This window comes from Streptomyces sp. NPDC050674, from assembly GCF_040654575.1.
GTDB lineage: Bacteria > Actinomycetota > Actinomycetes > Streptomycetales > Streptomycetaceae > Streptomyces.
Genome location: NZ_JBFAIG010000007.1, coordinates 94,501 through 119,097 on the forward strand (window position 1 = coordinate 94,501; position 24,597 = coordinate 119,097).

At 72.8% G+C, this 24,597-nt stretch carries 23 protein-coding genes; 13 read left to right on the top strand and 10 right to left on the bottom strand.

Going from position 1 to position 24,597, the window contains the following annotated elements; genetic code table 11:
• The first annotated feature begins 104 nt into the window (after positions 1-104).
• From AB0I06_RS13950 to AB0I06_RS13960, 3 genes are read left to right on the top strand one after another with little or no spacing between them, the layout of a single operon-like run.
• Complete coding sequence (locus AB0I06_RS13950; RefSeq protein ID WP_363118999.1) at positions 105-1,046, top strand: sugar ABC transporter permease; 942 nt, start codon at positions 105-107, stop codon at positions 1,044-1,046.
• Positions 1,043-1,861, top strand: a complete 819-nt coding sequence (locus AB0I06_RS13955; RefSeq protein WP_363119000.1) for a carbohydrate ABC transporter permease — start codon at positions 1,043-1,045, stop codon at positions 1,859-1,861. Before AB0I06_RS13950 ends, AB0I06_RS13955 begins: the two co-directional genes overlap by 4 nt.
• Before the next feature lie 29 nt (positions 1,862-1,890).
• On the top strand, positions 1,891-3,945 hold the full coding sequence (locus AB0I06_RS13960; protein ID WP_363119001.1) for a beta-galactosidase: 2,055 nt from the start codon (positions 1,891-1,893) through the stop codon (positions 3,943-3,945).
• Here AB0I06_RS13960 and AB0I06_RS13965 read toward each other — a convergent pair.
• The 4 genes from AB0I06_RS13965 to AB0I06_RS13980 all read right to left on the bottom strand — a co-directional run bounded on the left by AB0I06_RS13965 (position 3,942) and on the right by AB0I06_RS13980 (position 7,490).
• The gene (locus AB0I06_RS13965; RefSeq protein WP_363119002.1) at positions 3,942-4,865 is read right to left on the bottom strand and encodes a MerR family transcriptional regulator; all 924 of its coding nucleotides are present in this window, start codon (positions 4,863-4,865) and stop codon (positions 3,942-3,944) included. The genes AB0I06_RS13960 and AB0I06_RS13965 overlap by 4 nt on opposite strands.
• 148 nt (positions 4,866-5,013) lie before the next feature.
• The gene (locus AB0I06_RS13970; protein ID WP_363119003.1) at positions 5,014-5,730 is read right to left on the bottom strand and encodes an FAD:protein FMN transferase; all 717 of its coding nucleotides are present in this window, start codon (positions 5,728-5,730) and stop codon (positions 5,014-5,016) included.
• Positions 5,731-5,734: 4 nt separating this feature from the next.
• Positions 5,735-6,136, bottom strand: coding sequence for an FMN-binding protein (locus AB0I06_RS13975; protein WP_363119004.1), 402 nt, complete (start codon positions 6,134-6,136; stop codon positions 5,735-5,737).
• Positions 6,137-6,149: 13 nt separating this feature from the next.
• Positions 6,150-7,490 carry a ferredoxin reductase family protein gene (locus AB0I06_RS13980; RefSeq protein ID WP_363119005.1) on the bottom strand — a complete coding sequence of 447 codons (1,341 nt, stop codon included), beginning with the start codon at positions 7,488-7,490 and terminating at the stop codon, positions 6,150-6,152.
• A 152-nt stretch (positions 7,491-7,642) separates the two neighbouring features.
• Here AB0I06_RS13980 and AB0I06_RS13985 point away from each other — a divergent pair, with 152 nt between their 5' ends.
• From AB0I06_RS13985 to AB0I06_RS14015, 7 genes are all read left to right on the top strand, one after another.
• Positions 7,643-8,341, top strand: coding sequence for a response regulator transcription factor (locus AB0I06_RS13985; protein ID WP_363119006.1), 699 nt, complete (start codon positions 7,643-7,645; stop codon positions 8,339-8,341).
• On the top strand, positions 8,338-9,795 hold the full coding sequence (locus AB0I06_RS13990) for a HAMP domain-containing sensor histidine kinase (protein WP_363119007.1): 1,458 nt from the start codon (positions 8,338-8,340) through the stop codon (positions 9,793-9,795). The genes AB0I06_RS13985 and AB0I06_RS13990 overlap by 4 nt, the downstream gene beginning before the upstream one ends.
• 80 nt (positions 9,796-9,875) lie before the next feature.
• On the top strand, positions 9,876-11,000 hold the full coding sequence (locus AB0I06_RS13995; RefSeq protein WP_363119204.1) for an ABC transporter ATP-binding protein: 1,125 nt from the start codon (positions 9,876-9,878) through the stop codon (positions 10,998-11,000).
• Positions 10,997-11,707 (top strand): ABC transporter permease subunit, encoded by a 711-nt coding sequence (locus tag AB0I06_RS14000; protein WP_363119008.1) that lies wholly within the window; start codon positions 10,997-10,999, stop codon positions 11,705-11,707. The genes AB0I06_RS13995 and AB0I06_RS14000 overlap by 4 nt, the downstream gene beginning before the upstream one ends.
• Positions 11,704-12,369, top strand: coding sequence for an ABC transporter permease (locus AB0I06_RS14005; protein ID WP_363119009.1), 666 nt, complete (start codon positions 11,704-11,706; stop codon positions 12,367-12,369). The genes AB0I06_RS14000 and AB0I06_RS14005 overlap by 4 nt, the downstream gene beginning before the upstream one ends.
• A gap of 75 nt (positions 12,370-12,444) precedes the next feature.
• On the top strand, positions 12,445-13,401 hold the full coding sequence (locus AB0I06_RS14010; protein WP_363119010.1) for an ABC transporter substrate-binding protein: 957 nt from the start codon (positions 12,445-12,447) through the stop codon (positions 13,399-13,401).
• 123 nt (positions 13,402-13,524) lie between these two features.
• The gene (locus AB0I06_RS14015; RefSeq protein WP_363119011.1) at positions 13,525-14,436 is read left to right on the top strand and encodes a hypothetical protein; all 912 of its coding nucleotides are present in this window, start codon (positions 13,525-13,527) and stop codon (positions 14,434-14,436) included.
• A gap of 11 nt (positions 14,437-14,447) precedes the next feature.
• Here the strand turns inward: AB0I06_RS14015 and AB0I06_RS14020 are convergent, their stop codons facing one another.
• The 5 genes from AB0I06_RS14020 to AB0I06_RS14040 all read right to left on the bottom strand — a co-directional run bounded on the left by AB0I06_RS14020 (position 14,448) and on the right by AB0I06_RS14040 (position 19,479).
• On the bottom strand, positions 14,448-15,032 hold the full coding sequence (locus AB0I06_RS14020; protein ID WP_363119012.1) for an ATP/GTP-binding protein: 585 nt from the start codon (positions 15,030-15,032) through the stop codon (positions 14,448-14,450).
• Complete coding sequence (locus tag AB0I06_RS14025; protein ID WP_363119013.1) at positions 15,019-15,378, bottom strand: DUF742 domain-containing protein; 360 nt, start codon at positions 15,376-15,378, stop codon at positions 15,019-15,021. The genes AB0I06_RS14020 and AB0I06_RS14025 overlap by 14 nt, the downstream gene beginning before the upstream one ends.
• Before the next feature lies 1 nt (position 15,379).
• Positions 15,380-15,811: a roadblock/LC7 domain-containing protein gene (locus AB0I06_RS14030; protein WP_363119014.1), complete on the bottom strand. Its 432-nt coding sequence runs from the start codon at positions 15,809-15,811 to the stop codon at positions 15,380-15,382.
• Positions 15,812-15,825: 14 nt separating this feature from the next.
• Entirely contained in the window at positions 15,826-18,282 is a 2,457-nt protein-coding gene (locus AB0I06_RS14035; protein ID WP_363119015.1) for a nitrate- and nitrite sensing domain-containing protein, read from the bottom strand.
• 195 nt (positions 18,283-18,477) lie between these two features.
• Entirely contained in the window at positions 18,478-19,479 is a 1,002-nt protein-coding gene (locus AB0I06_RS14040) for a substrate-binding domain-containing protein (RefSeq protein WP_363119016.1), read from the bottom strand.
• Between the two features lie 390 nt (positions 19,480-19,869).
• Here AB0I06_RS14040 and AB0I06_RS14045 point away from each other — a divergent pair, with 390 nt between their 5' ends.
• Together AB0I06_RS14045 and mgtA are read left to right on the top strand one after the other, a co-directional pair.
• Entirely contained in the window at positions 19,870-20,217 is a 348-nt protein-coding gene (locus tag AB0I06_RS14045) for a metalloregulator ArsR/SmtB family transcription factor (RefSeq protein ID WP_363119205.1), read from the top strand.
• Complete coding sequence (gene mgtA, locus AB0I06_RS14050) at positions 20,207-22,699, top strand: magnesium-translocating P-type ATPase (protein ID WP_363119017.1); 2,493 nt, start codon at positions 20,207-20,209, stop codon at positions 22,697-22,699. The genes AB0I06_RS14045 and mgtA overlap by 11 nt, the downstream gene beginning before the upstream one ends.
• Here the strand turns inward: mgtA and AB0I06_RS14055 are convergent.
• Positions 22,690-24,249: an LCP family protein gene (locus AB0I06_RS14055; RefSeq protein ID WP_363119018.1), complete on the bottom strand. Its 1,560-nt coding sequence runs from the start codon at positions 24,247-24,249 to the stop codon at positions 22,690-22,692. The genes mgtA and AB0I06_RS14055 overlap by 10 nt on opposite strands.
• 77 nt (positions 24,250-24,326) lie before the next feature.
• Here AB0I06_RS14055 and tatA point away from each other — a divergent pair, with 77 nt between their 5' ends.
• Complete coding sequence (gene tatA / locus AB0I06_RS14060; protein WP_363119019.1) at positions 24,327-24,554, top strand: Sec-independent protein translocase subunit TatA; 228 nt, start codon at positions 24,327-24,329, stop codon at positions 24,552-24,554.
• The last annotated feature ends 43 nt before the right edge of the window (positions 24,555-24,597 follow it).

Genomic DNA, 24,597 nt, shown 5'->3' on the forward strand with positions numbered 1-24,597 from the left:
GGCGCGGCGCCGTCGTGGTGCGCCGCGCCCCGCGGCGGAGCCGCATGTCGATTCAGCCCCGCGCCCCTGGAAGGCGCTGCACCCCCCGCGTTCGGAGGACCACCATGACCACCACCCTGACCGGCCCGCCCGGCGCCGCCCGCGCGCGCAGCACCGCCACGGGGGAGAAGCGGCGCCCCCGTCGGACCTGGGCGCCCTACCTCTTCGTCTCGCCCTTCTACATCCTCTACGTCCTGTTCATGCTGGTCCCCGTCGGTGTCTCGCTGTGGCTGAGCCTGACCGAGTGGGTCGGACTCGGGCCTGCGCACTGGGTGGGACTGCGCAACTACCGGCTGCTCGCCACCGACATCAGCTTCCACCGGGCCCTGGGCAACACCGCCGTGTTCGTGCTGGTCGCCCTCTGTCTGGTCGTCCCGCTCGCCCTGCTGATCGCCCAGGCGCTCAACACCCGGGGGCTGCGCCTGCGGGACCTGTGGCGCACCGCCTACTTCGTGCCGATCGTGGTGTCGCCGATCCTCGTCGCGCTCGTCTTCGGGCTGATCTTCGACCGGCAGTCCGGGCTCGCGAACGCCCTGCTGCGCGCGCTGCTGGGCACCGGCGGTGTCGACTGGCTCGGTGATCCGGACCTGGCCAGGGTGAGCATCGCGCTGGTGATGCTGTGGCGCTGGACCGGCTACCTCACCGTCTTCTTCCTCGCCGGGCTCCAGAACGTGCCCAGGGAGCTGTACGAGGCCGCCGCACTCGACGGGGCGGGACGGCTGCGCACCTTCACCACCGTCACCCTGCCGGCGCTGAAGCCGGTGACGGCGTTCGTCGTCGTCACGTCCTTCATCGGCGCGGCCCAGATCTTCGAGGAGCCGTATCTGCTGACCGGCGGCGGGCCGGCCGAGTCCACCCTGTCGGTGACCATGTTCATCTACCGGGCCGCCTTCCAGCGCCAGCAGTTCGGCTACGCCGCGGCCGCGGCGGTCGTGCTGTTCGTCCTCGTCTTCGGCCTCAGCCGGCTCTTCAACCGTCTCCTCGGCATCGGGAGGGCCACCCCATGACACGCGCCCGCCTGCCCCTGTACGCCTTCCTGGTCACCCTGTTCGCGGGCTTCCTCGCCCCGCTGGTGTGGGCGCTGAGCGGCTCGCTCAAACCGCGCGGCGACATCTTCGGCCACCCGCCGAAGCTGCTCCCGGACCCCTTCACACTGGACAACTACCGCGCCCTGCTCACCGCGCAGCCCTTCGCCCGCTGGTTCCTGATGAGCACGGTCGTCGCCGTCGTCGCCACGGGCGTGTCCGTCTTCGTGTGCGCCCTCGCCGGGTACGCCTTCGCCAAGTTCCGCTTCACCGGCCGGCGGCTGCTGTTCGGCGTCATGTTCGGCTCGCTGTCGATACCGTTCGCGGTGATCCTCGTGCCGCTGTTCGTGATCCTGGTGAAGACCGGACTCGGCAGCCCCTGGTTCGCGCTGATCGTGCCCTGGGCGGCGCCCGCGTTCGGGATCTTCATGATGCAGCAGTACATCGTGCAGTCCGTTCCGGACTCGGTGCTGGAGGCCGCCCGGATCGACGGGGCGAGCGAGTTCGGGATCTTCCGGACCATCGTGCTGCCGCTGCTGCGGCCCGCGCTGGGCGCGCTCGGAGTCTGGCAGTTCCTCCAGAGCTACAACAGCTTCCTGTGGCCGCTGGTGCTGGTCTCCGACAGCTCGCAGTACACCCTGCCCCTGGGCCTGCAGACCCTGTTCGTCTCCGAGCAGCGGCAGTACGACCTCGTGCTCGCCGGAGCCGTCCTCGCCGTCCTGCCCGCCGTGGCCCTCTTCGTCCTGCTGCGCAAGCAGCTCCTCGAAGGGCTCTCCACCGGCGCGGTCAAGGGCTGAGTTTCCATCAACCGCCATACAGGAGAGCCATGTTCGAGCTGCCCCGGCGCGTGCTGTTCGGCGCCGCCTACTACCACGAGTACCAGCCCTGCGACCGTCTCGAGGACGACCTCGACCTGATGGCCGAGGCCCGCTTCACGGTCATCCGGGTCGGGGAGTCCGTCTGGTCCACCTGGGAGCCCGACAACGGGCGTTTCGACCTCGACTGGCTCCAGCCGGTCCTGGACGGCGCCCACCGGCGGGACATCAACGTGATCCTCGGGACGCCGACGTACGCGGTGCCGCCCTGGCTGGCCCGGCAGTACCCGGAGATCGCGGGGGAGTCCCGCACGGGCGAGCGCATCGGCTGGGGCGCCCGGCAGGAGGTCGACTTCACGCACCCGGCGTTTTGCTTCCACGCCGAGCGGATCACCCGCAAGATCGCCGAACGCTACGCGAGCCATCCGGCCGTCATCGGCTGGCAGGTCGACAACGAACCCGGTCCGCACCTGCTGCACAACCACGGCGTCTTCCAGCGGTTCACCGACGAACTGCGCGAGCGCTACGGCGACGTGGAGAGCCTCAACCGCGCCTGGGGCCTGGTCTACTGGTCGCACCGGCTGTCCACCTGGGCCGACCTGTGGACGCCGGACGGCAACGCGCAGCCGCAGTACGACCTGGCCTGGCGGCGCTTCCAGGCGCGGCTCGTCACCGAGTTCATAGGCCGGCAGGCGGACATCGTGCGCGAGTACGCCGCGCCCGGCCAGTTCGTCACGACGTGCATCTCCTACGACCGCCAGGGCGTCGAGGACGACAAGCTCACCGAGCGCCTCGACGTCACCGCGGGCAACCCGTACTACACGATGCAGGACGCCCTCGCCCTGCCGGACACGGGCGCCGGGGACCAGGGCTGGACGACCAACGGCACCTGGGCGCTGTACCGCAGCGCCGACCGCATGTACTCCTCCCGCCAGGAGCCCTTCCTGGTCACCGAGACCGACGCGCAGGCCATCGGCGGACCGTGGGACAACCGCCCCGCCTACGACGGTCAGTGGCGCCAGGCGGCCTGGGCGCTGATTTCCCGCGGCGCCTCGATGATCGAGTACTGGCACTGGCACACCCTGCACTTCGGCGCCGAGACCTACTGGGGCGGCATCCTGCCGCACAACGGCCGCCCCGGCCGCGTCTACCGTGAACTGGCCCGGCTGGGAGCGGAGCTGGAGCGGGCCGGTGATCTGGTGTCGGCCCTCACCCCGGACGCCGACGTGGCCTTCCTCTACGACGGCCCCAGCAAGTGGGCGCTCCAGGGCCAGCCGCCGCTGGCCGGTGCCGACGGAGGCCCGGACGGCCGGTCGTACGAGAGGATCTTCGACGCGTTCTACCGGGGCGCCTTCGACGCGGGGCTCCAGGCGCGCGTCCTGCACCCCGGGCAACTCCCGGACGCCCAGCTGCCCCCGGTGCTGGTCGTGCCTGCCTACTACGCCGCCGACGACGTGGTCCTGGACCGGCTCCGGGCCTACGCCGAGACCGGTGGGCATCTGGTCCTCGGCCCACGCACCGGCTACGGCGACACCGAGGCCCGGGCCCGCACCGATCTCCAGCCGGGCCGGCTGGCCGAGGCCGCGGGGGTGACGTACGACGAGTTCAGCAACCTGCGCGAGCCGTTGCCCGTCCACGGCTCGCACTCCCTGCCCCTCCCGCCCGGCGCGCACGCCCTGCACTGGGCGGACGGGCTGACGCCGCGGGGCGCCGAGACCCTGGCCACCTACGAGCACCCGCACTTCGGCCGCTGGCCCGCCGCGACCACGCACCGCCACGGCGCCGGACGCGTCACCTACGTCGGCACCGTGCCCGACCCGGACTTCGCCCGTGCCCTGTTCGGCCGGTGGGCCCCTGACGGCGCCTGGCGCCCGGCCCACCCGAGCGTCACGGCGACCTCCGCGACCGCCCGGGACGGCCGCCGGGTGCGCTTCCTGCACAACTGGTCCTGGGACGAGGTGTCCGTGCCGGTGCCCGCGCCCGTGCGGGACGTGCTGTCGGACGCCCGGTACGCCGACGCGGTGCCGCTCGGAGCGTGGGACGTGAAGGTGCTGCGGGAGGCTTAAGCCGTGTTCGGGGCGGCGGGTGGGTCCTGGGCGGAGAGCTCTTCGGCCAGTCGCACGCAGCGCAGGCGGGCTGGGGAGAAGTCGTAAGGCATCTTGCCGGTGGCTTCGAACACGCTCATGGAGTCGGCCTCCCGCCCGCCGGAGCCGAGGCCGGCCTCGCCCTCGCCGTCATCGGCGGCGGCGGGGCGCACCGTGTCCCAGGCGTCGAAGAGGGCATCGTCGTCCTTGCCCAGGCCCGACTCCTCGATGGCGGCCCGCAGGGCGCTTTCGAAGGCGTGCCGCTCGGCGGCCACGTGAGCCACTCGTGGATCATCGACGGCGACACTGTCGTCGAGTGCCTCCTCGGCGTCGTCGATGCGGTCGGAATCCTCCCGCAGAGTGGGATGCGTGGCCAGGACGACGAAGCGGGTGGCCTGGACGGCCGCGCCGAGCGGGCCGAAGATCCGCTCGGTGACCAGCAGACTGTCCAGGTCCGCCTGGCGCAGGGAGCCCCCGGGCAGGCTCTTGAGGCGTTCGGTGACGACGTCGGAGAGCAGGCCCGTCCGGCTGCCCTCGGTGCGCATCCGCTGCACGGCGGTCCGTTGCCGTCGCAACTCCGCCTCCTGCTCGGCGAGGCTTTGCTCCAAGCGTTCCAGGATGCCCGCGACACCTTCTCCGCCGGCCGCACCGGCGGGAGCCCCGCCGGTGGTGAAGGCGTCACGGATGTCGTTCAGGGCGATCCCGGCATCGGCCGTCTTGCGAATCCACAGCAGGCGGATCATGTCCTCGTACCCGTAGCGGCGGCGGCCGTCGCCGCCCCGCTCGACCTCGGGGAGCAGCCCGATCTCGTGGTAATGGCGAATCGCCCGCGGCGTGATGCCGGTGAAGGCCGCCGCGTCACCGATCTTCACCTGGCGGGGTGGCGTGAAAGACGCGTGCATGAGCGGGGACCCTTCCTCAAGGCATCGGGACGTAAGTCCACCGGACCACATGCCGCTACGGCACGTGCAACCCCCCGCACACCGCTCCGGCCCATGCCGAGACAGCGCCGGGTCGTGCCTTGTCATCTCGCGGTCGACGAAGGTCACATCATCGCGTGGCCGGGAACCCCGCGCTGCGCAGCACCCGTCGCCGGGCGTCGACCGCGAACACCTCGCAGTCCTTGCGGGCGGCGGCCCACGCGACGCCCTCCGCGCCGAGCGCGAACGCCGCCGTCGCGACCGTGTCCGCCTCCGTCAGGGTGGGGGCGAGCACGGTCAGGCTGAGGAGTCCGGTCGCCGGGCGGCCGGTGCGGCCGTCGAGGATGTGGTCGCCGCGCTCGTACCGGGCGGAGGTCGCCACGGCCCGGTCCGTGACGTCCAGCACGGCGCACAGCCGGCCGGCGTGTTCGGGGTGGCGCACGCCGACGCGCCAGGGACCGCCGGAGGCGATCACGTCACCACCCGCGTTGAGGCAGAACCGCCTCGCCCCGGCCGCCGCCAGCAGCTCCGCCCCCTTCTGCACCGACCAGCCCTTCACCACGGCGCAGGGGTCGAGACCGCGGCCGGGCAGCCGCGCGTCGAAGGCGCCCCCGGTCGCGATCCGGTACTCCTCGCACAGGTCCAGCACCTCGCGGAGCTCCCGGCTCGGCTCGCGCAGCTCGCCCCGGTCCAGCCGTGACACCTCGCTGTCGGGGCGGAACGGGCTGAACCGCGCGTCGGCCTCGCGCAGCCAGGCGAACAGGCCGTCCACGGGTGCCCCGGGGAAGTCCTCGTCGTCGATCCGCACCGACACCGGGAACCCCATGACGTGCTCGACGCGCCGCATCCGCTCAGCCCCTCGCGTCGATGGCGGCCTGGAGCGACTCCTTGTAGCCGTCGCTGGTGATCGTGGCGCCGGAGACGGTGTCGATGTCGGCGCTCTGCGCCTGGAGGGTCTCCTCGATGAGCTTCGGCACGGCCGCGGTGGTCTGCGGATGGCCGGGCTGCCGCAGCATCCGCACCGAGGCGATCCTCTCGCCCTGGAAGGTGACCTCGACCTGGACCGGACCCTTCTCGGTGTCGACGGTGGGCCCCGGCACCACCGTGGAGGTGGTTCCGTCCGGCGACGACACCGAGGGGACCGGCGCGGGCGCGGCGGCAGCCGGCGACCCGGTCTCCTGCGACGGGGCGTAGCGCCAGAGCGGGATCAGACCCGCGACGCTCAGGACGAGGACGGGCAGGGCTCGTTTCACGGCTTGCTCCTCGTCATCCGGCCAGGCTGAAGCGTTCGAAGTGGGTCTGCGAGGCCGGCACACCCAGCGCGCGCAGGCTGCCGAGCACCGCCTTCATCATCGGCGGCGGACCGCACAGGTAGACGTCCCGCTCGGCGATGTCCGGCACCAGCCGGGCCAGCTCCCGCGGCGCCAGCCGGTCGGGCACGGGCGGCCCGGTCACCAGGTGCAGCTCGGCGCCCTTGGCCGAGGCGAGGTCGCGCAGCTCGTCGTGGAGGACGGCGTCGCGCTCCGTCGCCACCCGGTGAATCACCACGGCGTGTCCGCGCAGTTCCTCCAGCAACGCCCGGATCGGTGTGACACCGACGCCTCCGGCGATGAGGACGGCGTCCGGGCGGGTGCGGTGCAGGGCGGTGAAGGCGCCGTAGGGGCCCTCGGCGAACACGCGCGTGCCGACCTTCAGGTGCCGCAGGGCCGCGCTGCCGTCACCGGCCCGCTTGACGGTCAGGCGGAGCGTACGGCCGTCGGGGGCGGCGGACAGGGAGAACGGGTTCGCCTGCCACCAGCGGTCCTTCGTCAGGAACCGCCACAGGAAGAACTGCCCGGCCCGGGCGGGCAGCCGGTCCAGATCGCGGCCGGTGACGTGGACCGACACCACCTCGTCGTTCTCCGGGACGACCGCCGTCACCCGCAGCCGGTGGCGGAGGTTGCGCCGCAGCGGCAGCACCAGACGGCCGGCGAACACCGAGGCCAGGGCCAGACCCCACACGCCGTACCAGTACGCCGTCGCCGCGGGCGACGAGGCGAAGGTCGTCCCCGCCGCGACCTGGTGGGTGAACGCCAGGACCACCGCCACGTAGGTGTACAGGTGGATGAAGTGCCATGTCTCGTAGGCCAGCCGGCGCCGGGCGTACCGTGCCGACACCGCGCCGACCACGACGATGACCGCCAGGGCGGCGATCGCCCGCAGCACGCCCTCGACGGTCTCGGCGAGGTCCACCAGCTGGTCCACCGGGTCCAGCGACGAGGCCCGGGCGTAGCCGCACACGATGAACACCGCGTGCGACAGCAGCAGCCACAGCACCGAGAAGCCCGTCCAGCGGTGCCAGGACGTCAGCCGGTCCATGCCGATCCGCCGGTCGAACCACGGCAGCCGTGCCACCAGCAGCAGCTGGAACGCGATGAGCAGCGCCGCGTACAGCCCGGTCAGCCGGCCCAGCAGGATCAGCGCGTTCGAGGCGAAACCGGCCCGCGCGAAGAACACGGCCACCACGACCGCGTTGGCCAGCAGCACCGCGTACAGGCCGGTGCGGCCCACCACTGTCGGCCGTAGGCGCGGGCGGGTCGCCGCGGGAGGGGGATGGAGAGTCGTCACGATCGGCAGCTCCTGGATCGGATCCGGGGGCTTCGAGCTTGGCGCGCGGGAGCTGTCGGAAAGCTGTCGCTCAACTTTCAAGTGTTTATCGATCCGGCGGCGAGAGGACGTGCGGCTATGGCGGCGCGGGAGGTGTGCAGCACTATGAGCGCGTGGAGAAAGTACGACTTCTCGTCGTCGACGACGACCCGCCCATCGCCGACCTCGTCGCGACCGTCGCCCGCTACGAGGGCTGGGAGGCGGTCACGGCGTACACCGGCGAGGACGCGCTGGCGCGGGCCGCCGAGTTCCACCCGGACATCGTGGTGCTCGACCTGATGCTGCCCGGCGTGGACGGCTTCGGCGTCCTGGACCGGCTGCGCGCCTCCGGCACGATGGTGCCGGTGGTGTTCCTGACCGCGCGCGACGGCGTCGCCGACCGGGTCGCCGGGCTCACCCGCGGCGGGGACGACTACCTGGTCAAGCCGTTCGCCGTGGAGGAGCTGATGGCCCGGCTGCGGACCGTGCTGCGGCGCAGCGCCGGACCCGCCTCCCAGCGGTCCGTGCTCCGGGTCGGCGACCTGACGATGGACGAGGACACCCGTGAGGTGCGGCGCGGCGAGCGGCTGCTGTCGCTGACCCCGACCGAGTACGAGGTGCTGCGCTACCTGCTGCGCAAGTCGCCCACCGTGCTCACCAAGGCGCAGATCCTCGACCACGTGTGGGAGTACGGCTTCGGCGGCCGCTCCAACGTGGTCGAGCTGGTCGTCAGCCGGCTGCGCCGCAAGCTCGACGAGACCGACGACGGCGGCACGCCGCTCATCCACACCGTGCGCGGTTTCGGGTACGTGCTGCGGCAGGCCGCCGAGTGATCGCCCGCCTGCGACGGGCCTACCGGGGGATGCGGCTCGGCACCCGGCTGGCCCTCGGCCTCGGCGCCCTGTCCCTGGTGGTGTTCGCCGTCGTCGGCACGGCCCTGACCACGTACATGCGGGACTATCTCCGCGCCCAGCTCGACACCCAGCTGGCGCAGGCCCAGATCGCGCAGTCCAAGTCCATCGCGGACTACGGCACGCTGTCCGGCAAGAAGTACTACAGCTGGTTCTACGCGGTGTACGACGTGCCGAACGGCAGACCGGAGCTGCGCACGCCCGAGGACCCGGCCGACCTGCCGAAGGACGTGGACGACTTCACCTCCCTGGCCCGGGCGCAGACCGCCGCGCACACCGAGCTGCTGCGCACCGAGCACCTCAGGGGCGCGGGCACCTACCGGCTGCGTGCCTGCCAGGTGGAGCGCGGGGTGGTCCTGGTCAGCGCCGCGCCCATGGACGACATCGAGGACACGGTCGGGCGGCTCATCGCCATCCAGGTCGTCGCCTTCGGGCTCGCGCTGCTGGCGCTGGTCGTCTTCGGCCGCCGGATGCTGCGCCGGGGCCTGAAACCGCTCAGCGACATGGCGTCCACCGCGCAGGGCATCGCCTCGCACGACCTGACCGAGTCGGCGGCCCGGCTGCCGCTGCGGGCCGACGGCCGGGACGGCGGGCCCGAGGTGGACGAACTGCGCACCGCCTTCAACACGATGCTGGAGCACATCGACGACTCCCTCGCCGTGCGCGCCGAGGCCGAGCAGCGGCTGCGCCGCTTCGTCGCGGACGCCTCGCACGAGCTGCGCACCCCGCTGATGTCGGTGCGCGGTTACGCCGACCTCTTCCAGTACGCCGCCGCCAACGCACCCGAGGAACGCGACCGGCACCTGGCCCGGCTGCGCGCCGAGGCCGCCCGCATGGGCGTCCTCCTGGACGACCTGCTGCTGCTCGCGCGACTGGACGCGGCGGAGGTGGAGGCGCCGCTGCGGCTGCGGGACGCCGATCTGGTGGAGCTGGTCGGCCAGGCCGCGGACGCCTTTCGCGCGGGCCGCCCCGGCCACCCGCTGACGGTCCTCGCGGGGCCCGGCCCGGTGCGGCTGCAGATGGACCCGCTGCGCATCCGGCAGGTCCTCGACAACCTGCTCACCAACGCCGCCGTGCACACCCCGGCCGGCACGGAGGTGTCGGTGGAGGTGGCCGTGGCGCCGGGCGTGGCCGAGGTGCGGGTCACCGACACCGGGCCGGGCATCCCGCCCGACGACCGGGCCCGGGTCTTCGACCGCTTCTACCGCGTCGACAAGGCCCGCAGCCGCGACCGCGGCGGCAGCGGACTCGGCCTGGCGGTCGCCCGGTCGCTGGTCCGGGCCCACGGCGGCCGCATCGAGCTGGACAGCGCGCCCGGAGCGACGGTGTTCACCGTGCGCCTGCCGATGGGGGGCGTACGCCCCGCGGACCGGTGAGAGGCGCCCTCTAGACTCGTCCGGAAACAGCCCGTACGACCATGGCCAACGCTTCCGCCAACCCGAAGGGCTCCGGCGCCTTGATACGGATCGAATCAGTCACCAAGCGCTATCCGGACGGCACGGTGGCTGTCGACCGGCTCTCCCTGGAGATACCCGACCGCTCGATCACCGTCCTCGTCGGCCCCTCGGGCTGCGGCAAGACGACCACCCTGCGGATGATCAACAGGATGGTCGAACCGAGTGAGGGAAGGATCCTCCTCGACGGCGAGGACATCCAGCGCCGGCCCGTCACCACCCTGCGCCGGTCCATGGGTTACGTCATCCAGAACGCCGGCCTCTTCCAGCACCGCACGATCCTCGACAACATCGCCACCGTGCCCCGCGTGCTCGGCTGGGGCAAGCAGAAGTCCCGGGCACGGGCGGCCGAACTGATGGAGCGTGTGGGCCTCGACACCGCCCTCGCCAAGCGGTACCCCTACCAGCTGTCCGGCGGCCAGCAGCAGCGTGTCGGCGTGGCCCGGGCGCTCGCCGCCGACCCGCCCGTGCTGCTCATGGACGAGCCGTTCTCCGCGGTCGACCCGGTCGTGCGCAAGGGGCTCCAGGACGAACTTCTGCGCATCCAGGACGAGTTGGGCAAGACCATCGTCTTCGTCACCCATGACATCGACGAGGCGATCAAACTCGGCACGATGGTCGCCGTGCTGCGCGAGGGCGGTCACCTCGCCCAGTACGCGCCCCCGGCCGAGCTGCTGTCCCACCCCGCCGACGCCTTCGTCGAGGACTTCCTCGGAGCCGACCGCGGCATCCGGCGGCTGTCGTTCTTCCCCTGCGCCGAACTCCCCCTGACCAGCGCCCCGGTGATCCCGGTGGACGCCGGCGCCGAGCAGATCGCCGCCTCCGGCGCCCCCTGGCTGCTGGTCACCGGCGCCGAGGGCAGGCCCCTGGGGTGGGCCGAGGCGCGCGACCTGACGGCCGGTGACATCGACCCCGGCCGGCTCCTGCCGCACGGACGGCCCTTCGTGCCCGGCACCGATTCCCTGCGGGCCGCCCTCGACTGCGCGGTGCTCTCCCCGGCCGGCTGGGCCGTCGCCGTCGACGACACCGGGCGGGTCACCGGCGTGGTCTCGCAGGCGACCATCGGCGAGGCGATCCGCGGTGCCCACGCGGCCGGCCACGCCGAACAGGCCGAGGTCGCCTCGTGAACGGCTTCTTCGACATCCCGAGCGACCTCCAGCACAGCTACGCCGGCCTGATCGGACTCCACCTGCGCGAGGCCCTGCTGCCCGTGCTGGCCGGCCTGCTGCTGGCCCTGCCGCTCGCCCAGCTGTGTGTCCGGTTCCGCTGGCTGTACCCGCCCGTGCTCGGCGCCACCACCGTCCTCTACGCCGTCCCGTCGCTGGCCTTCTTCGTGGTCCTCATCGACTACACCGGCCAGACCGAGCTGACCGTGATGATCCCGCTGGCCGTGTACAGCCTCGTGGTGCTCGTCCCGGCCATCGTCGACGGGGTGCGGTCCGTGCCCCAGGAGACCCTGGCCGCCGCCACCGCCATGGGCTTTGGACCCGTACGCCGTTACGTCCAGGTGCAGTTGCCCATCGCGGTGCCCGCCATCATCGCCGGCCTGCGGGTCGCCACCGTCTCCAGCATCTCCCTGGTCAGCGTCGGCACGCTCATCGGCAACCAGGGCGCCCTCGGCAACCTGCTCGCCGACGCGCAGAAGTACGACCGGCCCGAACTCGCCGTGAACTCCGTGATCACCACGGCCGTCCTGGCCATCGCCTGCGACGCCCTGCTGGTGCTGCTGCGTGTCGCGCTGACCCCCTGGATGCCCAGTGGCACCCGCGGGCGCCCGAAGCCGCACACATGGCGGAAACCGCCCGCCGCCTCCCAGGACGTGGTGACCCGGTGAACGTACTGAACTTCGTCAACGCCTTCTTCAGCGACGGCGCCCACTGGCACGGCTACGACGGCATCCCCCAACGGCTGCTCGAACACGTCCAGTACTCGCTTCTGGCCCTGGCCCTCGCCGCCGCCATCGGCCTGCCCGTCGGCCTGCTGACCGGGCACACCGGGCGCGGCGGCAACGCCCTCGCCTTCATCGCCACCGCGGCCCGGGCGCTGCCCAGTTTCGGGCTGCTGGTGCTGATCGTCATCGTCATGGGCTTCGGCCTGCTGCCGGTGATGATCCCCCTCGTCGTCCTCGCGGTGCCGCCGATCCTGGTGACCACCTACGAGGCCGTCCGCACCGTCGACCCCGCTCCGGTGGACGCCGCGCGCGGCATGGGCATGCACGAGTCGAGGATCCTCTTCCAGGTCGAACTGCCGGTCGCGCTGCCGCTGATCCTCAGCGGTCTGCGCTCGGCGGCCATCCAGATCGTGTCGACGGCCACCATCGCCGCCTACGTCAGCCTCGGGGGCCTGGGCCGGTACATCGTCGACGGGCTCTACCAGCGCGACTACGAGAAGGTCGTCGGCGGCGCCACCCTGGTCGCCGTCCTGGCGCTCATCACCCTGGCGCTGTTCTGGGTCGCGGGCCGGGTGGCCGTGTCGCCCGGGGTCCGCCGACGCTGAGCCCCGACGGGCGATGGACAAACCGTGACCAGGACGCCCTTGACTGATCACAAAGCGGCTGGATTGGATCGTCGAATGACTTCTACCGCGAAGAGCAGCAGGTCCAGGACGAGGCACACCGGCGCGGCGGCCGTCGCGCTCGCCGCCACCGCGGCGCTGCTCGCGGGCTGTTCGTCCGGCGACTCCGGCGACAACCCCCTGGAAGGCGAGAAGGCGAAGGCCGGCACCGTCGTCGTCGGTTCCAACAACTTCGCAGAGAGCACCCTGCTCGCCGACATCTACGGCGAGGCACTCAAGGCCAAGGGCATCGAGGTCACCTACAAGCACAACATCGGCAGCCGTGAGACGACGTACGGCCTGATGAAGAACGGCTCCGTCACCGTGCTGCCGGAGTACAACGGCTCGTTGCTGGCCTACCTGGACCCCAAGGCCGGGCAGAAGTCAGCCGAGGCGGTCAACGCGGCCGTCAAGGCCAAGCTGGACAAGAAGCTGACGCTGCTCCGGTCGTCGCCGGCCGAGGACAAGGACTCGGTCAGCGTCAACGCCCAGACGGCGAAGAAGTACAAGCTCACCTCCTCGTCCACGCTCGCGGACCTCAAGGAGGCCGCCCCGGACCTGGTGATCGGCGGTTCGCCCGAGTTCCAGACCCGGCAGCAGGGCCTGAAGGGCCTGAAGTCGGTCTACGGCCTTGAGTTCAAGTCCTTCAAGGCGCTCGACGCGGGCGGCCCGCTGACCCAGGCGGCACTGACCCGCAACACCGTCCAGGCCGCGGACATCTTCACCACCGACCCGACCATCGTGAAGGAGAAGTTCGTCGTCCTGAAGGACCCGGAGAACCTCTTCGGGTTCGCCAACGTGACCCCGCTGGTCAACAAGAGCGGCCTTCCGCGGAAGGGCGTCGACGCCCTCGACGCGGTCTCCGCGAAGCTGGACACGAAGACGCTGCTGGAGCTGGACGCGCAGGTGCAGCTGGAGAAGAAGGACCCGCTGGACGTGGCGACGGCGTGGCTGAAGTCGGCGGGCCTGGCCTGAGCCGGCCGCCCGTCACGATGCGGTAACGGGCACGGGCGGATCCGCGGGGGACCGAACGCGGGCCGGTGGTGGGGCGTCACAGGACGGAACCCCGTCCCGGCCCCGCGTTCCCCTGGGAGAGCCATGCGTACCGACAGGACCCGAACCGCCCGTCTGCTGCTCGTCCTGGCCCTGTCCGCCACCGCGGCCGGCGCCGTCGCGGGCTGCGGCCGCGCGGAGGACGGCGGCGGCCGGCCGGCCCCGCCGGCGCGGGACGACGATCGCGCCCACGAGGTCGCCGCTGCCTGGGACGGCTCCCGGGCGGCCGCGCGGTGGCACCGGGGCTTCCATCCGGTGGCCCCGCTCGTCCAACCGCCCGCCGAGGGCCTGCGCGGCGACGACCGGCGCGCCTACGCGACCGGCACCTTCGACCTGCGGGCGCCCCTTCCCTCCGCCCGGGACGACAGCGGGCGGGTGACGTGGCGGGACGGGCAGTCGCTCACCAGGCCCCTCATGACGGCCGACGAGGCCTACCGGGCACTGGACCGCGACAGCGGCCCGGGCCCCCGACTGACCGTCACCAAGGCCGAGTTGGGCGACATGACCGTGCTCACCGCCCGCGGACCGGCGACCGTCCCGGCCTGGCTGTTCACGCTGGAGGGCTACTCCGGCCCGCTGAGGCGGGCCGCGGTGAGCCCCTCCGGACAGCCCGAGCCGCCCATCGGGCCGCTCGGGGCGGACGTGCCCACGGACGTGCTGGCCCCGCTCGGCGGCCTGCTGAAGACGGCACCGGACGGCCGGTCCGTCACCGTGGTGGCGCACCACGGCTCCTGCGACGACGGCCCCGTCGTGGCGGCTCTGGAGACGAACGGCAGCGTGGTGCTCTCCGCCGCCGTGACCGGTGCCGACGACGGTCCCTGCACCGGCGAACTGCGCCTCGAGAAGGTCACGGTGAAACTGGAGCGGCCCATCGGCGACCGCGTCCTGCTGGACGCGTTCACGGGCCGGCCGGTGCCGTACACCGAGTCGCCCGGCGCCGCTCCAGGCCGCAGCTGAACCGTTCCGCCTCAGGTCTGCGCCGCCGACGCGATCAACTGGTCGATCAGGGCGATCAGCACGTCACGGCACGACTCCCGGTCCCGGGCGTCGCACAGCAGCACCCGCACGTGCTCCGGCAGCGCGAGCGCCTCCCGGATGTCCTCGGGCGGGTACGGGTGCTCGCCGTGGAAGCCGTTGACCCCGACGACGAACGGAATGCCCCGGCGCTCGAAGAAGTCGATCGCGGCGAAACTGGAGTCGGGTCTGCGGACGTCGACCAGGACCACCGCCCCCAGCGCGCCGAGCGCCAGGTCGTTCCACATGAACCAGAACCGCTGCTGTCCGGGCGTGCCGAACAGGTACAGCACCAGCTCCCGGCTGATGGTGATCCGGCCGAAGTCCAGGGCCACGGTGGTGGCCCGCTTCTCCTCGATGCCGTCGAGGTCGTCGACGCCCAGACCGGCCATGGTCAGGGGTTCCTCGGTGCGCAGCGGGACGATCTCGCTGACCGACCCGACCAGGGTGGTCTTGCCCACGCCGAAACCCCCGGCGATGAGGATCTTGACCGTGTCGGGTGCCGAAGACGCGTCAGTGGCAAGGTCAGAGCCGGCCAAGGCCGTCCCTCACTTTCTGCAGCAGGTCCAGGTCGGGGGTGGTGCGGGTCACGAGGCGGGGCGGGCGGACGGTGATCCGGCCCGCCTCCAGCAGGTCGCAGAGCAGGATGACGACCACGCTCACCGGCAGGTCGAGCCGTGCGGCCAGCTCCGCCACGGCGAGCGGCTCGGCGCACAGCCGGAGGATCCGGGTGTGCTCGGGCTGGCACCGGGCCGCCGCGGCGGGCGGCGGATCGACCGCCGTGACCGTCGAGATGAGCGTGAAGTCGGCGCGGCTGGGCCGGGTCCTGCCACCGGTCAGCGCGAACGGTCTGACCAGCCGGCCCGCCGCATCACCCCCGCTCACCTCACACGCCTGGGTCGACGACAAGCCCGGCCACGCCCCGCGGTGCCGCGCTCAGGTGCTCGCCGATCTTCTTCACCAGCATGTTCATCTGGTACGCCACCACCCCGACGTCCGCGTCCGGCCCGGTCAGCACGACCAGGTGCGCGCCGGGCCCGGCGGAGGTCAGGATCAGATAGCTGTTGGCCATCTCGATGAGCGCCTGGCGCACCGGACCGCCCCGGAAGTCCATGCTGACGCCCTTGCTGAGGCTCATCAGACCGGACGCGGTCGCCGCGAGCCGCTCGGCGTCGTCGCGCAGGAAGCCGGTGGACTTGCTGACCACCAGGCCGTCCTCGGAGAGCACCACGGCCTGGTTCACGTCGGCGACCCGCTCCACGAGTCCGGTCAGCAGCTGGTCGAGCTGGGTGTGCGTGGCGGGGATGGGGCGTGTCATTGCGGTGTCCTTCGTCAGCGGTCGGCGGGCGGAGTCGAGGGGACGGGATCGGCGGCGGCCTGCCGGGGTACCGCGGCCGCCTGCGCGTCGTGGGGCGGCTCGGCGTCGTCGTCACGGGCCCGGAGCGTGCCGCGCTGGAAGCCGGCCAGGGAGGACGCGGCGGCCTCCGCGGTGAAGTCGTCGTAGGCGCCGTGGTCGGCGGCGGGCGCGGGCTCCTCGCGCAGCTCCTCCACCAGGCTGGTCTGCGGCACCCGGCGGGGCAGCGGGGTCAGTCCGTCCCGGCGGGGGACGACCTCGCGGGCGGCGGACGGGGCGGCGGACGGGGCGGCGGAGGCGGTGCGGGCCGTGAGGAGGGGCCGCGGCTCACGGGCGGACACGGCGGCGCGGTCGGCTCCCGCCGATGCCCCGGCGCCCCCGGGTGCCTCGCTCCGCCCGGCGTCGCCCGCACCCCGTCCGTCCACCGCGACCAGCTCCTCCTGGGGGGCGCCGGCGTCCTTCGCGCCGCCGCCGTGGCCGTTGCCGTTGCCGTTGCCGTTGCCGGGAGTCTCCCGCACCACGATCTCGTGCGGGAGCAGCACGATGGCCGTGGTCCCGCCGTACGGCGACGAGCGCAGGGTGACGGCGATGCCGTGCCGGTGGGCCAGCCGGGCGATCACGAACATGCCGAGGCGCAGGTCGTCGGCGAGCGCCACCACGTCGAACTGTGGGGGCACGGCCAGCTGTTCGTTGAAGGACGTGTAGTCCTCCTCCGACATGCCGAGGCCGCGGTCCTCCACCTCGACGGCCAGGCCCTTGGCCACCATCCCGGCCCGCACCGTCACGGGGCTCGGGGCGGGTGAGTACGCGGTCGCGTTGTCGATGAGCTCGGCCAGCAGATGGATGACGTCCGCCACCGCGGGCGGCGCGACGCACACCTCCTCCTCGGTGTGCACGTCCACCCGCTGGTACTCGGCGACCTCCCCGACCGCGCTGCGCAGGATGTCCATCAGCGCGACCGGCTCGCTCCAGCTGCGGCCGGGCCGTTCACCGCTGATGATGACGAGGTTCTCCTCGTAGCGGCGCAACTGGCTCGCCGTGGAGTCCAGTTCGTACAGGCCCTTGAGGATGTCGGGGTCGGTGTGCTCGCGCTCCAGCGTGTCGAGTTTGCTCAGCTGGAGGTTGACCAGGTTCTGGCTCTGCCGCGCGATGCCCAGGATGATCTTCTGGAAGCCGCGCCGGGTGTCGGCGAGTTCGACGGCGGTGTGCACGGCCGTGCGCTGGGCGGTGTTGAACGCCCGGGCCACCTGGCCGAGTTCGTCGTGACCGTAGTCCAGCTCGGTCGTCGCCGACTCCGGGTCGACCGTCTCGCCCCGCTCCAGCCGCGCCACCACGTCGGGCAGCCGCTCCTGCGCGAGGCTGACGGCGGCCCGGCGCAGGCCGCGCAGCCGCCGGGACAGCGAGCGGGTGATCCGCCAGGACATGACGACGCACACCAGCAGCGCGAGCAGTCCGCCCGCACTGAGCAGCGCGGCCTTGAGCAGCAGGGCGTCCGCCTTGTCGGCGCTGCGCTCCAGCAGCCCCGTCGTCTGCTGCTGGATGAGGCCCGCGTACTGCTCGGACAGCTTGTCCATGGCGGCCGACCACCGCTTGTGCGCGTCCGGCAGGGCGATCCGGTCGGCGTCGGCCCCGGAGTTGCGCGCGGCCAGCACCTGGTCCTCGACGGACTGAAGCGTCTGCCAGTCGCGGCCGGCCAGGATCCGCTCGGTCTGCGCCTTCGCCTCGCCCGTCAGCTGCGGCACGACCTGGTCCTGGACCAGCCAGCGCCGCGTGTTCACCAGCTCCGTGAACTGCGTCCACGTCTTGTCGTCCAGATACCCGGACGGCCACGCCAGGGTGAGCTGCGCGTCCTCCTGGGAGACCAGTTCCGCGGCGTGCTCCAGACCGACCAGCGGGCCCGCCTGCGATGTGAGGTCGCCGTCGTCGACCTGGGACAGCTCCTGGAAGGCGTGGATCTGGTCGTCGATGATCGAGGAGTACTGGTCCAGCGCCTGCTGCGCGGTGATGTCGGTCGGGTCGTCCACCTGGTCCCGGTAGTACTCCAGGCTGCCCACCGACCCGAGCACCGAGTACAGGCGGTCGGATATGCGCGAGGGCGCCCTCTCGATCGCGTCGGCCTGCCCGACCAGCTTGGCCACGGCCTTGTCGGTCTGCGCGCGCTGAGCGTCGAGGGCGGCCCGGGAGCCCTTCGACGAGGCCAGCCAGGCGGCCGACAGGCTGCGCTCCCGCTGGAGCGCGAGCGTCGCGTCGGTGCCCATGGCACCGGTCGACCGGCTCAGTTCCGTCTGGTCGCGAAGCCTGAGGCCCTCCGAGAACATCTGGATCGTCGTCACGCCCCACATGCCGGCGAGGGTGACGCCCGGCACGAGGGCCAGGAGCACCAGGGAGAGGCGTATGGAACCGAGACGGCGCCGGGCACCTGTCCGTCGAGACATCGTCGTCCTAGGGCGTTCAGCGGGGAGCGAGGAAGGGGAAGGCGGAGCGGTCGGGGGGGGTGTGTGGGGGACGGGCGCGGGGGTGGTGCCTTCCCTGGTACGGCACATGGGATGCGCAGGATGTTATCCGTACAAGTGGACGTACGGGCCGGGCCTGACCGAAACTTTGGCGACACCCTCACGGGAAGGGCCCGGTCACCGGGTCCCGGCCGCCGCGAAGCGCGCCACGGAGGACACGTTGGACCTGGTCACGAAGGCGGGACCGGTGAGCACCGGCGCCGTCCCGCCGCCGCTGACGTTGCCGTTGGTCCGGTACAGCCACAGGGCGTCCACCGCGAGATAGCCCTGCAGATACGGCTGCTGGTCCACGGCGAACTGCACCTTGCCCCTCTGGACCGCCTTGACCAGGTCCTTGTCGAGGTCGAAGGTGGCCACCTGGGCCTTGCTGCCGGCCTGCTCCACGGCCTTGACGGCACTGAGCCCGTACTGGGCGCCCAGCGTGACGACTTCGTCGATGCTGGAGTCCTGCCGCAGCCGGGAGGCGATCGCGGCGGTCACCGCGTTCATGTCGCTGCCGTCCACGTACAGGTTGTCGGTGGTGCCGCGGAACGTCTTCCGGATGCCGGCACAGCGGGCCTCCAGCGCCACGTTGCCCCGCTCGTGCACCACGCACAGGGCGTGCTCGGCGCCGAGGTCGTCCAGCTTGTCGCCGACGGCCCGGCCGGCGACGGACTCGTCCTGGCCGAAGTACTCCAGGAGTCCCGTCGGACGCCAGGCGTCGATGCCGGAGTTGAGGCCCACGACGGGAATGCCGGCCGCCTTGGCCTGGGCGACCGGGCCGCGCATCGCCGCCGGCTTGGCCAGGGTCACCGCGATGCCGTCGGCCTTGTCACGGACCGCGTCCCGCACCAGATCGGCCTGCGCGGCCGGATCCGCGTCGCTGACGTACGTCAGGTCGACGCCGTCCTTGGCGGCCGCCGTCTCGGCGCCCTTGCGCACCAAGTCCCAGAAGGCGTCGCCCTTGCCCCCGTGTGTCACCAGGGTGACCTTCATCCCGCCCGGCCCGTTCGCCGCGTCCGCGGTGCCGTCGGCCGCGCCGAAGGCCGAGCAGCCGGAGACGAGCAGGCACAGGGCGGACGCCACGGCCGCGAGGCGGACGCGTCCGGCGGAAGTGGGCGGTGGGGGAGGAGTGTTCATGAGGAGCGGACCTCGCTGTGCGGCCGAGCAAGAGCAGGGTGAGAGTGCGGGCGGACCGCAGGGTGTGCACCGACCGGATGACTCTCGCTGGCCCGGAGCCAACCGTGTGTGACCACCGGTCGTCAAGTGAGCAGCCACGTGCCGTGAGGTGCCGCTGCCGCATCGTGATGATCTGTCCGACCCGTCGAACGAACGGGTCGAGAAGCCTCTCACCTCGGCTTTCCGTACCGTCCATGCGGTTCGGACGCCGCGTGCGGATCCGTGCCGCCGTCGCACCCGCCCCGGGCGATCGGCCCCGGTGCGACCCGTTCCGCCCCGGGACGCCTGCCTACACTGGTGCGCGCGCGGGACGGTGGACGGCCTCGCGGGACGACGGAAGGGGCGGTGACGGTGGCGGCAGCCGGCGATGGCTTCGAGGACCCGTCCGCGGACGTGCTCGCCCGTGCGGCCGAGGCCTTCGGTCTGCTGGCCTCGCCCGCCCGGCTGCACATCGTCTGGGCGCTGGCGCAGGGCGAGAGCGACGTGACCGGGCTGGCCGAACGGGTCGGCGGGGCGCTGCCCGCGGTCAGCCAGCACCTCACCAAGCTGAAGCTGGCCGGACTGGTCCGCTCCCGCCGCGAGGGCCGTCGGCAGGTGTACTACGTCGACGATCCCGACATCGTCGAGGTCGTGCGGCTCCTGGTGGACCGGCTCACCGGCCGCGCCGCACCGGCGCGCCGCCACCTCCATGGCCTCTGAGACGGCCGAGGGCACCACCCATCAGGTGCTGCGCCGGCTCGAGTCGGGGCCCCGGGGGCTGACCGAGACCGAGGCCGCGTCCCGGCTGGCCGCCGTGGGCGAGAACACCCTGCCGGACCGCCGTACCCCCTCCTGGCCCCGCCGGTGCGTACGCGCCCTGCGCGACCCCTTCACCGCCGTACTGCTCTGCCTCGGCCTGGTGTCCGCCGCCGTCGCCTCCTGGGGCACCGCCGTGGTGATCCTCGCCCTGGTCGCGGTCAGTTGTGTGCTGCGGGCGAGCGGGGAGCACCGGGCCGACCGGTCCCTGGACGCCCTGCGCGAACTGGTCGCCGGCACCGCCACGGTGCTGCGCCGCCCCGGCCCCGCCGAGCCGCCGGAGCCCCGGGAGGTGCCGGTCGCCGAACTGGTCCCCGGCGACGTGCTCCGGCTCGGCCCCGGTGATCTGGTCCCGGCGGACCTGCGGCTGCTGCGGGCCCGGGGACTCACCGTGCACCAGGGCGCGCTGACCGGGGAGTCGGCGCCGGTGACCAAGCGGGCGGTCGACGCGGACGCCCCCGACGAGTCCCACCTGTGCTTCCAGGGCAGCACGGTCGCCTCGGGCGGCGCCACCGCCGTCGTGCTGGCGACCGGGTCCGGCACGCGGTTCGCGGCCGCCCACCGGGCCCCCGAGGCGCCCCGCGAGGGCGGGGCCTTCGACCGGTCGGTGCAGGGGATCTCCTGGGTGCTGATCCGGTTCATGCTGCTGACACCGCCGCTGGTGCTGATGGCGAACGCGACCCTGCGCGACCGCGGCCTGGAGACACTTCCCTTCGCCGTCGCGGTCGCCGTCGGGCTGACGCCCGAGATGCTGCCGGTGATCGTCACGACCTGCCTGGCCCGCGGCGCCGCCCTCCTCGCCCGCGCGCACGGCGTGATCGTCAAACGGCTTCCGGCACTGCACGATTTGGGCGCGGTCGACGTGCTGTGCGTCGACAAGACCGGCACCCTCACCCAGGACCGTCCGGTCGTCGAGAGGGCCCTCGACCCGGCCGGCCGGGAAGACCCGGAGGTGCTGCGCTGGGCCGCCGTCGGCGCCTGGTGGACCCTCCAGCTCGCCGAACTGCCCGCCCCCGACGCCCTCGACGAGGCCCTGCTGGAGGCGGCCGGGCCGGTGGGCGAGGAGTACGACGGGGTGGACGCCGTGCCGTTCGACCCCGTGCGGCGGATGGCGACCGCGGTGGTCCGCGGTGAGCTCGGGCGGCACACCGTCGTCGTCACGGGCGCAGCGGAAGCCGTCCTGGAGCGCTGCGCGACGCCGCCCGGCGAGCACGGCCGGCTGCTCGCCCTCGCCGCCCGGGAGGCGGACGCCGGCCTGCGGGTCCTGGCCGTCGCCACGGCCGACCGCCCGGCGGGCGCCCGCACGTCCGATGCCCGGGGCCTGGTCTTCCGGGGCCTGGTGACCTTCCGGGACGCCCTCGCGCCCACCGCCGCCGAGGCTCTGCGCGAACTGGCCGCCCGCGGTGTCACGGTGAAGGTCCTCACCGGCGACCACCCCGCCACGGCGGCCCGGGCCTGCCGGGACCTGGGCCTGGACCCGGGTGAGGTGCGCACCGCCGACCGGCTCGGCGACGACCCGGCGGAGGCGACGGTCGTCGCCCGCTGCGCCCCCGAGGACAAGGCCCGGGTCGTGGCCGCCCTGCGCGCCGCCGGACACACCGTCGGCTTCCTCGGCGACGGCGTGAACGACGTGGCCGCCCTGCGCGCCGCCGACGTGGGCATCGCGCCCCGCTCCGCCGTCGGCGTGGCGCGGGAGAGCGCCGACGTCGTGCTGGGCGAGAAGGACCTCACGGCGATCGGCCACGCGATCACGGCCGGCCGGCACGCGAGCGGCAACATCGCCTCGTACCTGCGTGTCACGCTCTCCTCGAACCTCGGCAACGTCGTCGCCATGCTCGCCGCTGGTCTGCTCCTGCCCTTCCTGCCGATGCTCCCGGCCCAGGTGCTCGCGCAGAACCTGTGCTTCGACGCGGCGCAGCTCGCCTTCGCCCACGACCGTCCCGGCGCGGCGGCCCTGCGCGGCCCGGCCGTGCTCAGGCCGCGCTCCTTCCTGCGGTTCGCCGTCGGTTTCGGGATGCTCAACGCCCTCGCCGACCTCGCCACCTTCGCCGTCCTCGCCCTGGTGCTGAACGGGCCCGACGCCATGGACGACGAGGCCGTCTTCCACTCCGCCTGGTTCACCGAGAACCTGCTCACCCAGGCCGCCGTGATGCTGTTGCTGCGCACCGGCCGGCGCGACGCGGCGGGCAGCGCGCCGGGTCCGGTCGGCCTGGCGGCGGGCGGTCTCGCCGTCGTGGGCCTGCTGCTCCCGCCGAGCCCCCTCGGGGCGGCCCTCGGCATGACGGCCCTGCCGGCCGCCTACTACCTGCTGCCGGCCGTCGTCCTCGGCCTGTACGCCCTGGCCCTGGCGGCGGCCCGGACCCGGCACCGGCGGCGTCAGCCGTAGGTGAGGTTCGAGCAGGGGTTGTCGTCCGCGGACCGGGCCCCGTCGGCGACCTCGGACGGCACGGCGGCCGGCGCCGGGGAGGCGGACGGGTCCGCCGCCGGGGCGTCCGCGTACGACTGCCCCAGGACGACACTGATCCCGTCGCCGGCCGTGGACCGCAACTCGGCCCCGGGCAAGGCCCGCGCCACGGTCCTGGCCCGGTCCTCCTGGCCCGGTCCGTACTCGACCAGCGTGCTCGCGCGGTGCTGGTCGGCGGCCGTCGCCGTGCCCGTGACGGTGAAGCCGTCCCCGGTGAGGGCGGCGGCGGCACGGGCGGCCAGGCCGGGGACGGCCGTGCCGTTGTAGACGGTGACGTCGATGCCCTCACCGGAGACCGGCGCGGGGGAGGGGGAGGCCTTGGAACGAGCTGTTCCGGTCTTCTTCCCGCCGGCGTCGTGCCCGTCGATCGTGCGGTCGGCCCGCAGCGCTGCCCACAGGGCGTCCGCGTCCGGCTGGACGACCGCCACCCGGGACCCGGAGTAGCGCCAGGGCAGGGTGACGAACTTGGTGTTGTGCAGGTCGATGTCCTTCAGGCCCATCGCGAAGGAGATCAGCTTGTCGGCGGAGCCGAGGCCCGGGTCGACGGTCAGCGACTTCGTGGCGGCCTCGGCCAGCGGCAACAGCCGTGTGGGGGTGAGGCCCTTGCCCTTGACCTCCTTCAGCAGGCTCGCCACGAACGCCTGCTGGCGCTTGATCCGGCCGATGTCGGAGCCGTCGCCGATGCCGTGCCGGAGCCGGACGTAGTCCAGGGCCTTCTGCCCCGACACGGTCTGCTCGCCCTTGTGGAAGAGCAGCTTGCCGGGGGCCGTGAGATGCGGGTCGAGATCGTTCTCGTGGACGTCCTTCGGCAGGCACACCCGCACCCCGCCCACCACGTCCGTCAGCTCCGCGAAGCCCTTGAAGTCGACGACGACGGTGTGGTCGACGCGCAGCCCGGTGAGCTGCTCGACCGTGTTCTGGGTGCACGCCGGGTTGCCCTCGGCGGTCTGGCCGACCGAGTACGCCGCGTTGAACATCGTGTCCGGCCGCGCCTTGGTCCAGGTGCCGTCGGGCAGCTTGCAGGGCGGGATGGTCACCAGGGTGTCGCGCGGGATGGAGACGGCGACGGCGTGCCGGTGGTCGGCGTAGACGTGCAGCAGGAAGGCGGTGTCGGAGCGGCCCACGTCGTCCTTCTCGCCGCCGCCCAGCGCGTTGTTGCCGCCGGTGCGGGTGTCGGAGCCGATGACCAGGACGTTCTCGCCCTTCGACGAGGCGGCGTCGGGGCGGTTGTCGGAGAGGCCGCCGGAGTCGAACGTGCTGATGTCGCCGTCCAGCTTGAGATACAGCCATCCGGCGCCGCCGGCGACGAGCACGAGCAGCGCGAGCCCGACCAGGAGGGCGGTGCGTATGCCCCGGCCGCGTCGGCGGCCGCGCCGGCGCCTGCCGTCCCGGGGCGCGCCCCGGCTGCCGTGGGTGGCGCCCCCGCTCCGGTGCCGCGGCGGGTCCGTCCTCCGATTGCTGGTGACCGTCATCGGCGTCTGCTTGCCTCTCGCGCGGGGGTTGTACAGTTGCGCAATGTAGCAACTGTCGACGAGAGGGAGGGCATGACGTGCTGCGCAACGGACTGGAGCCCTGGCACCTGCTGATCGTGGCGATCGTCGTGATCGTCCTGTTCGGTTCGAAGAGGCTGCCGGACACGGCACGCTCGCTGGGCCGCTCGATGCGGATCCTCAAAAGTGAGGCCAAGGCCCTGAAGGAGGACGGGACTTCGGACGCGGCACCCGCCGCGCAGACCCGGCCCGCCACGCCCGTGGACGCCGATCAGGCCCGGCCGTGAAGCGGACCCGGCGCACCGGGTGACTCTTCACGCCGGCGCACCG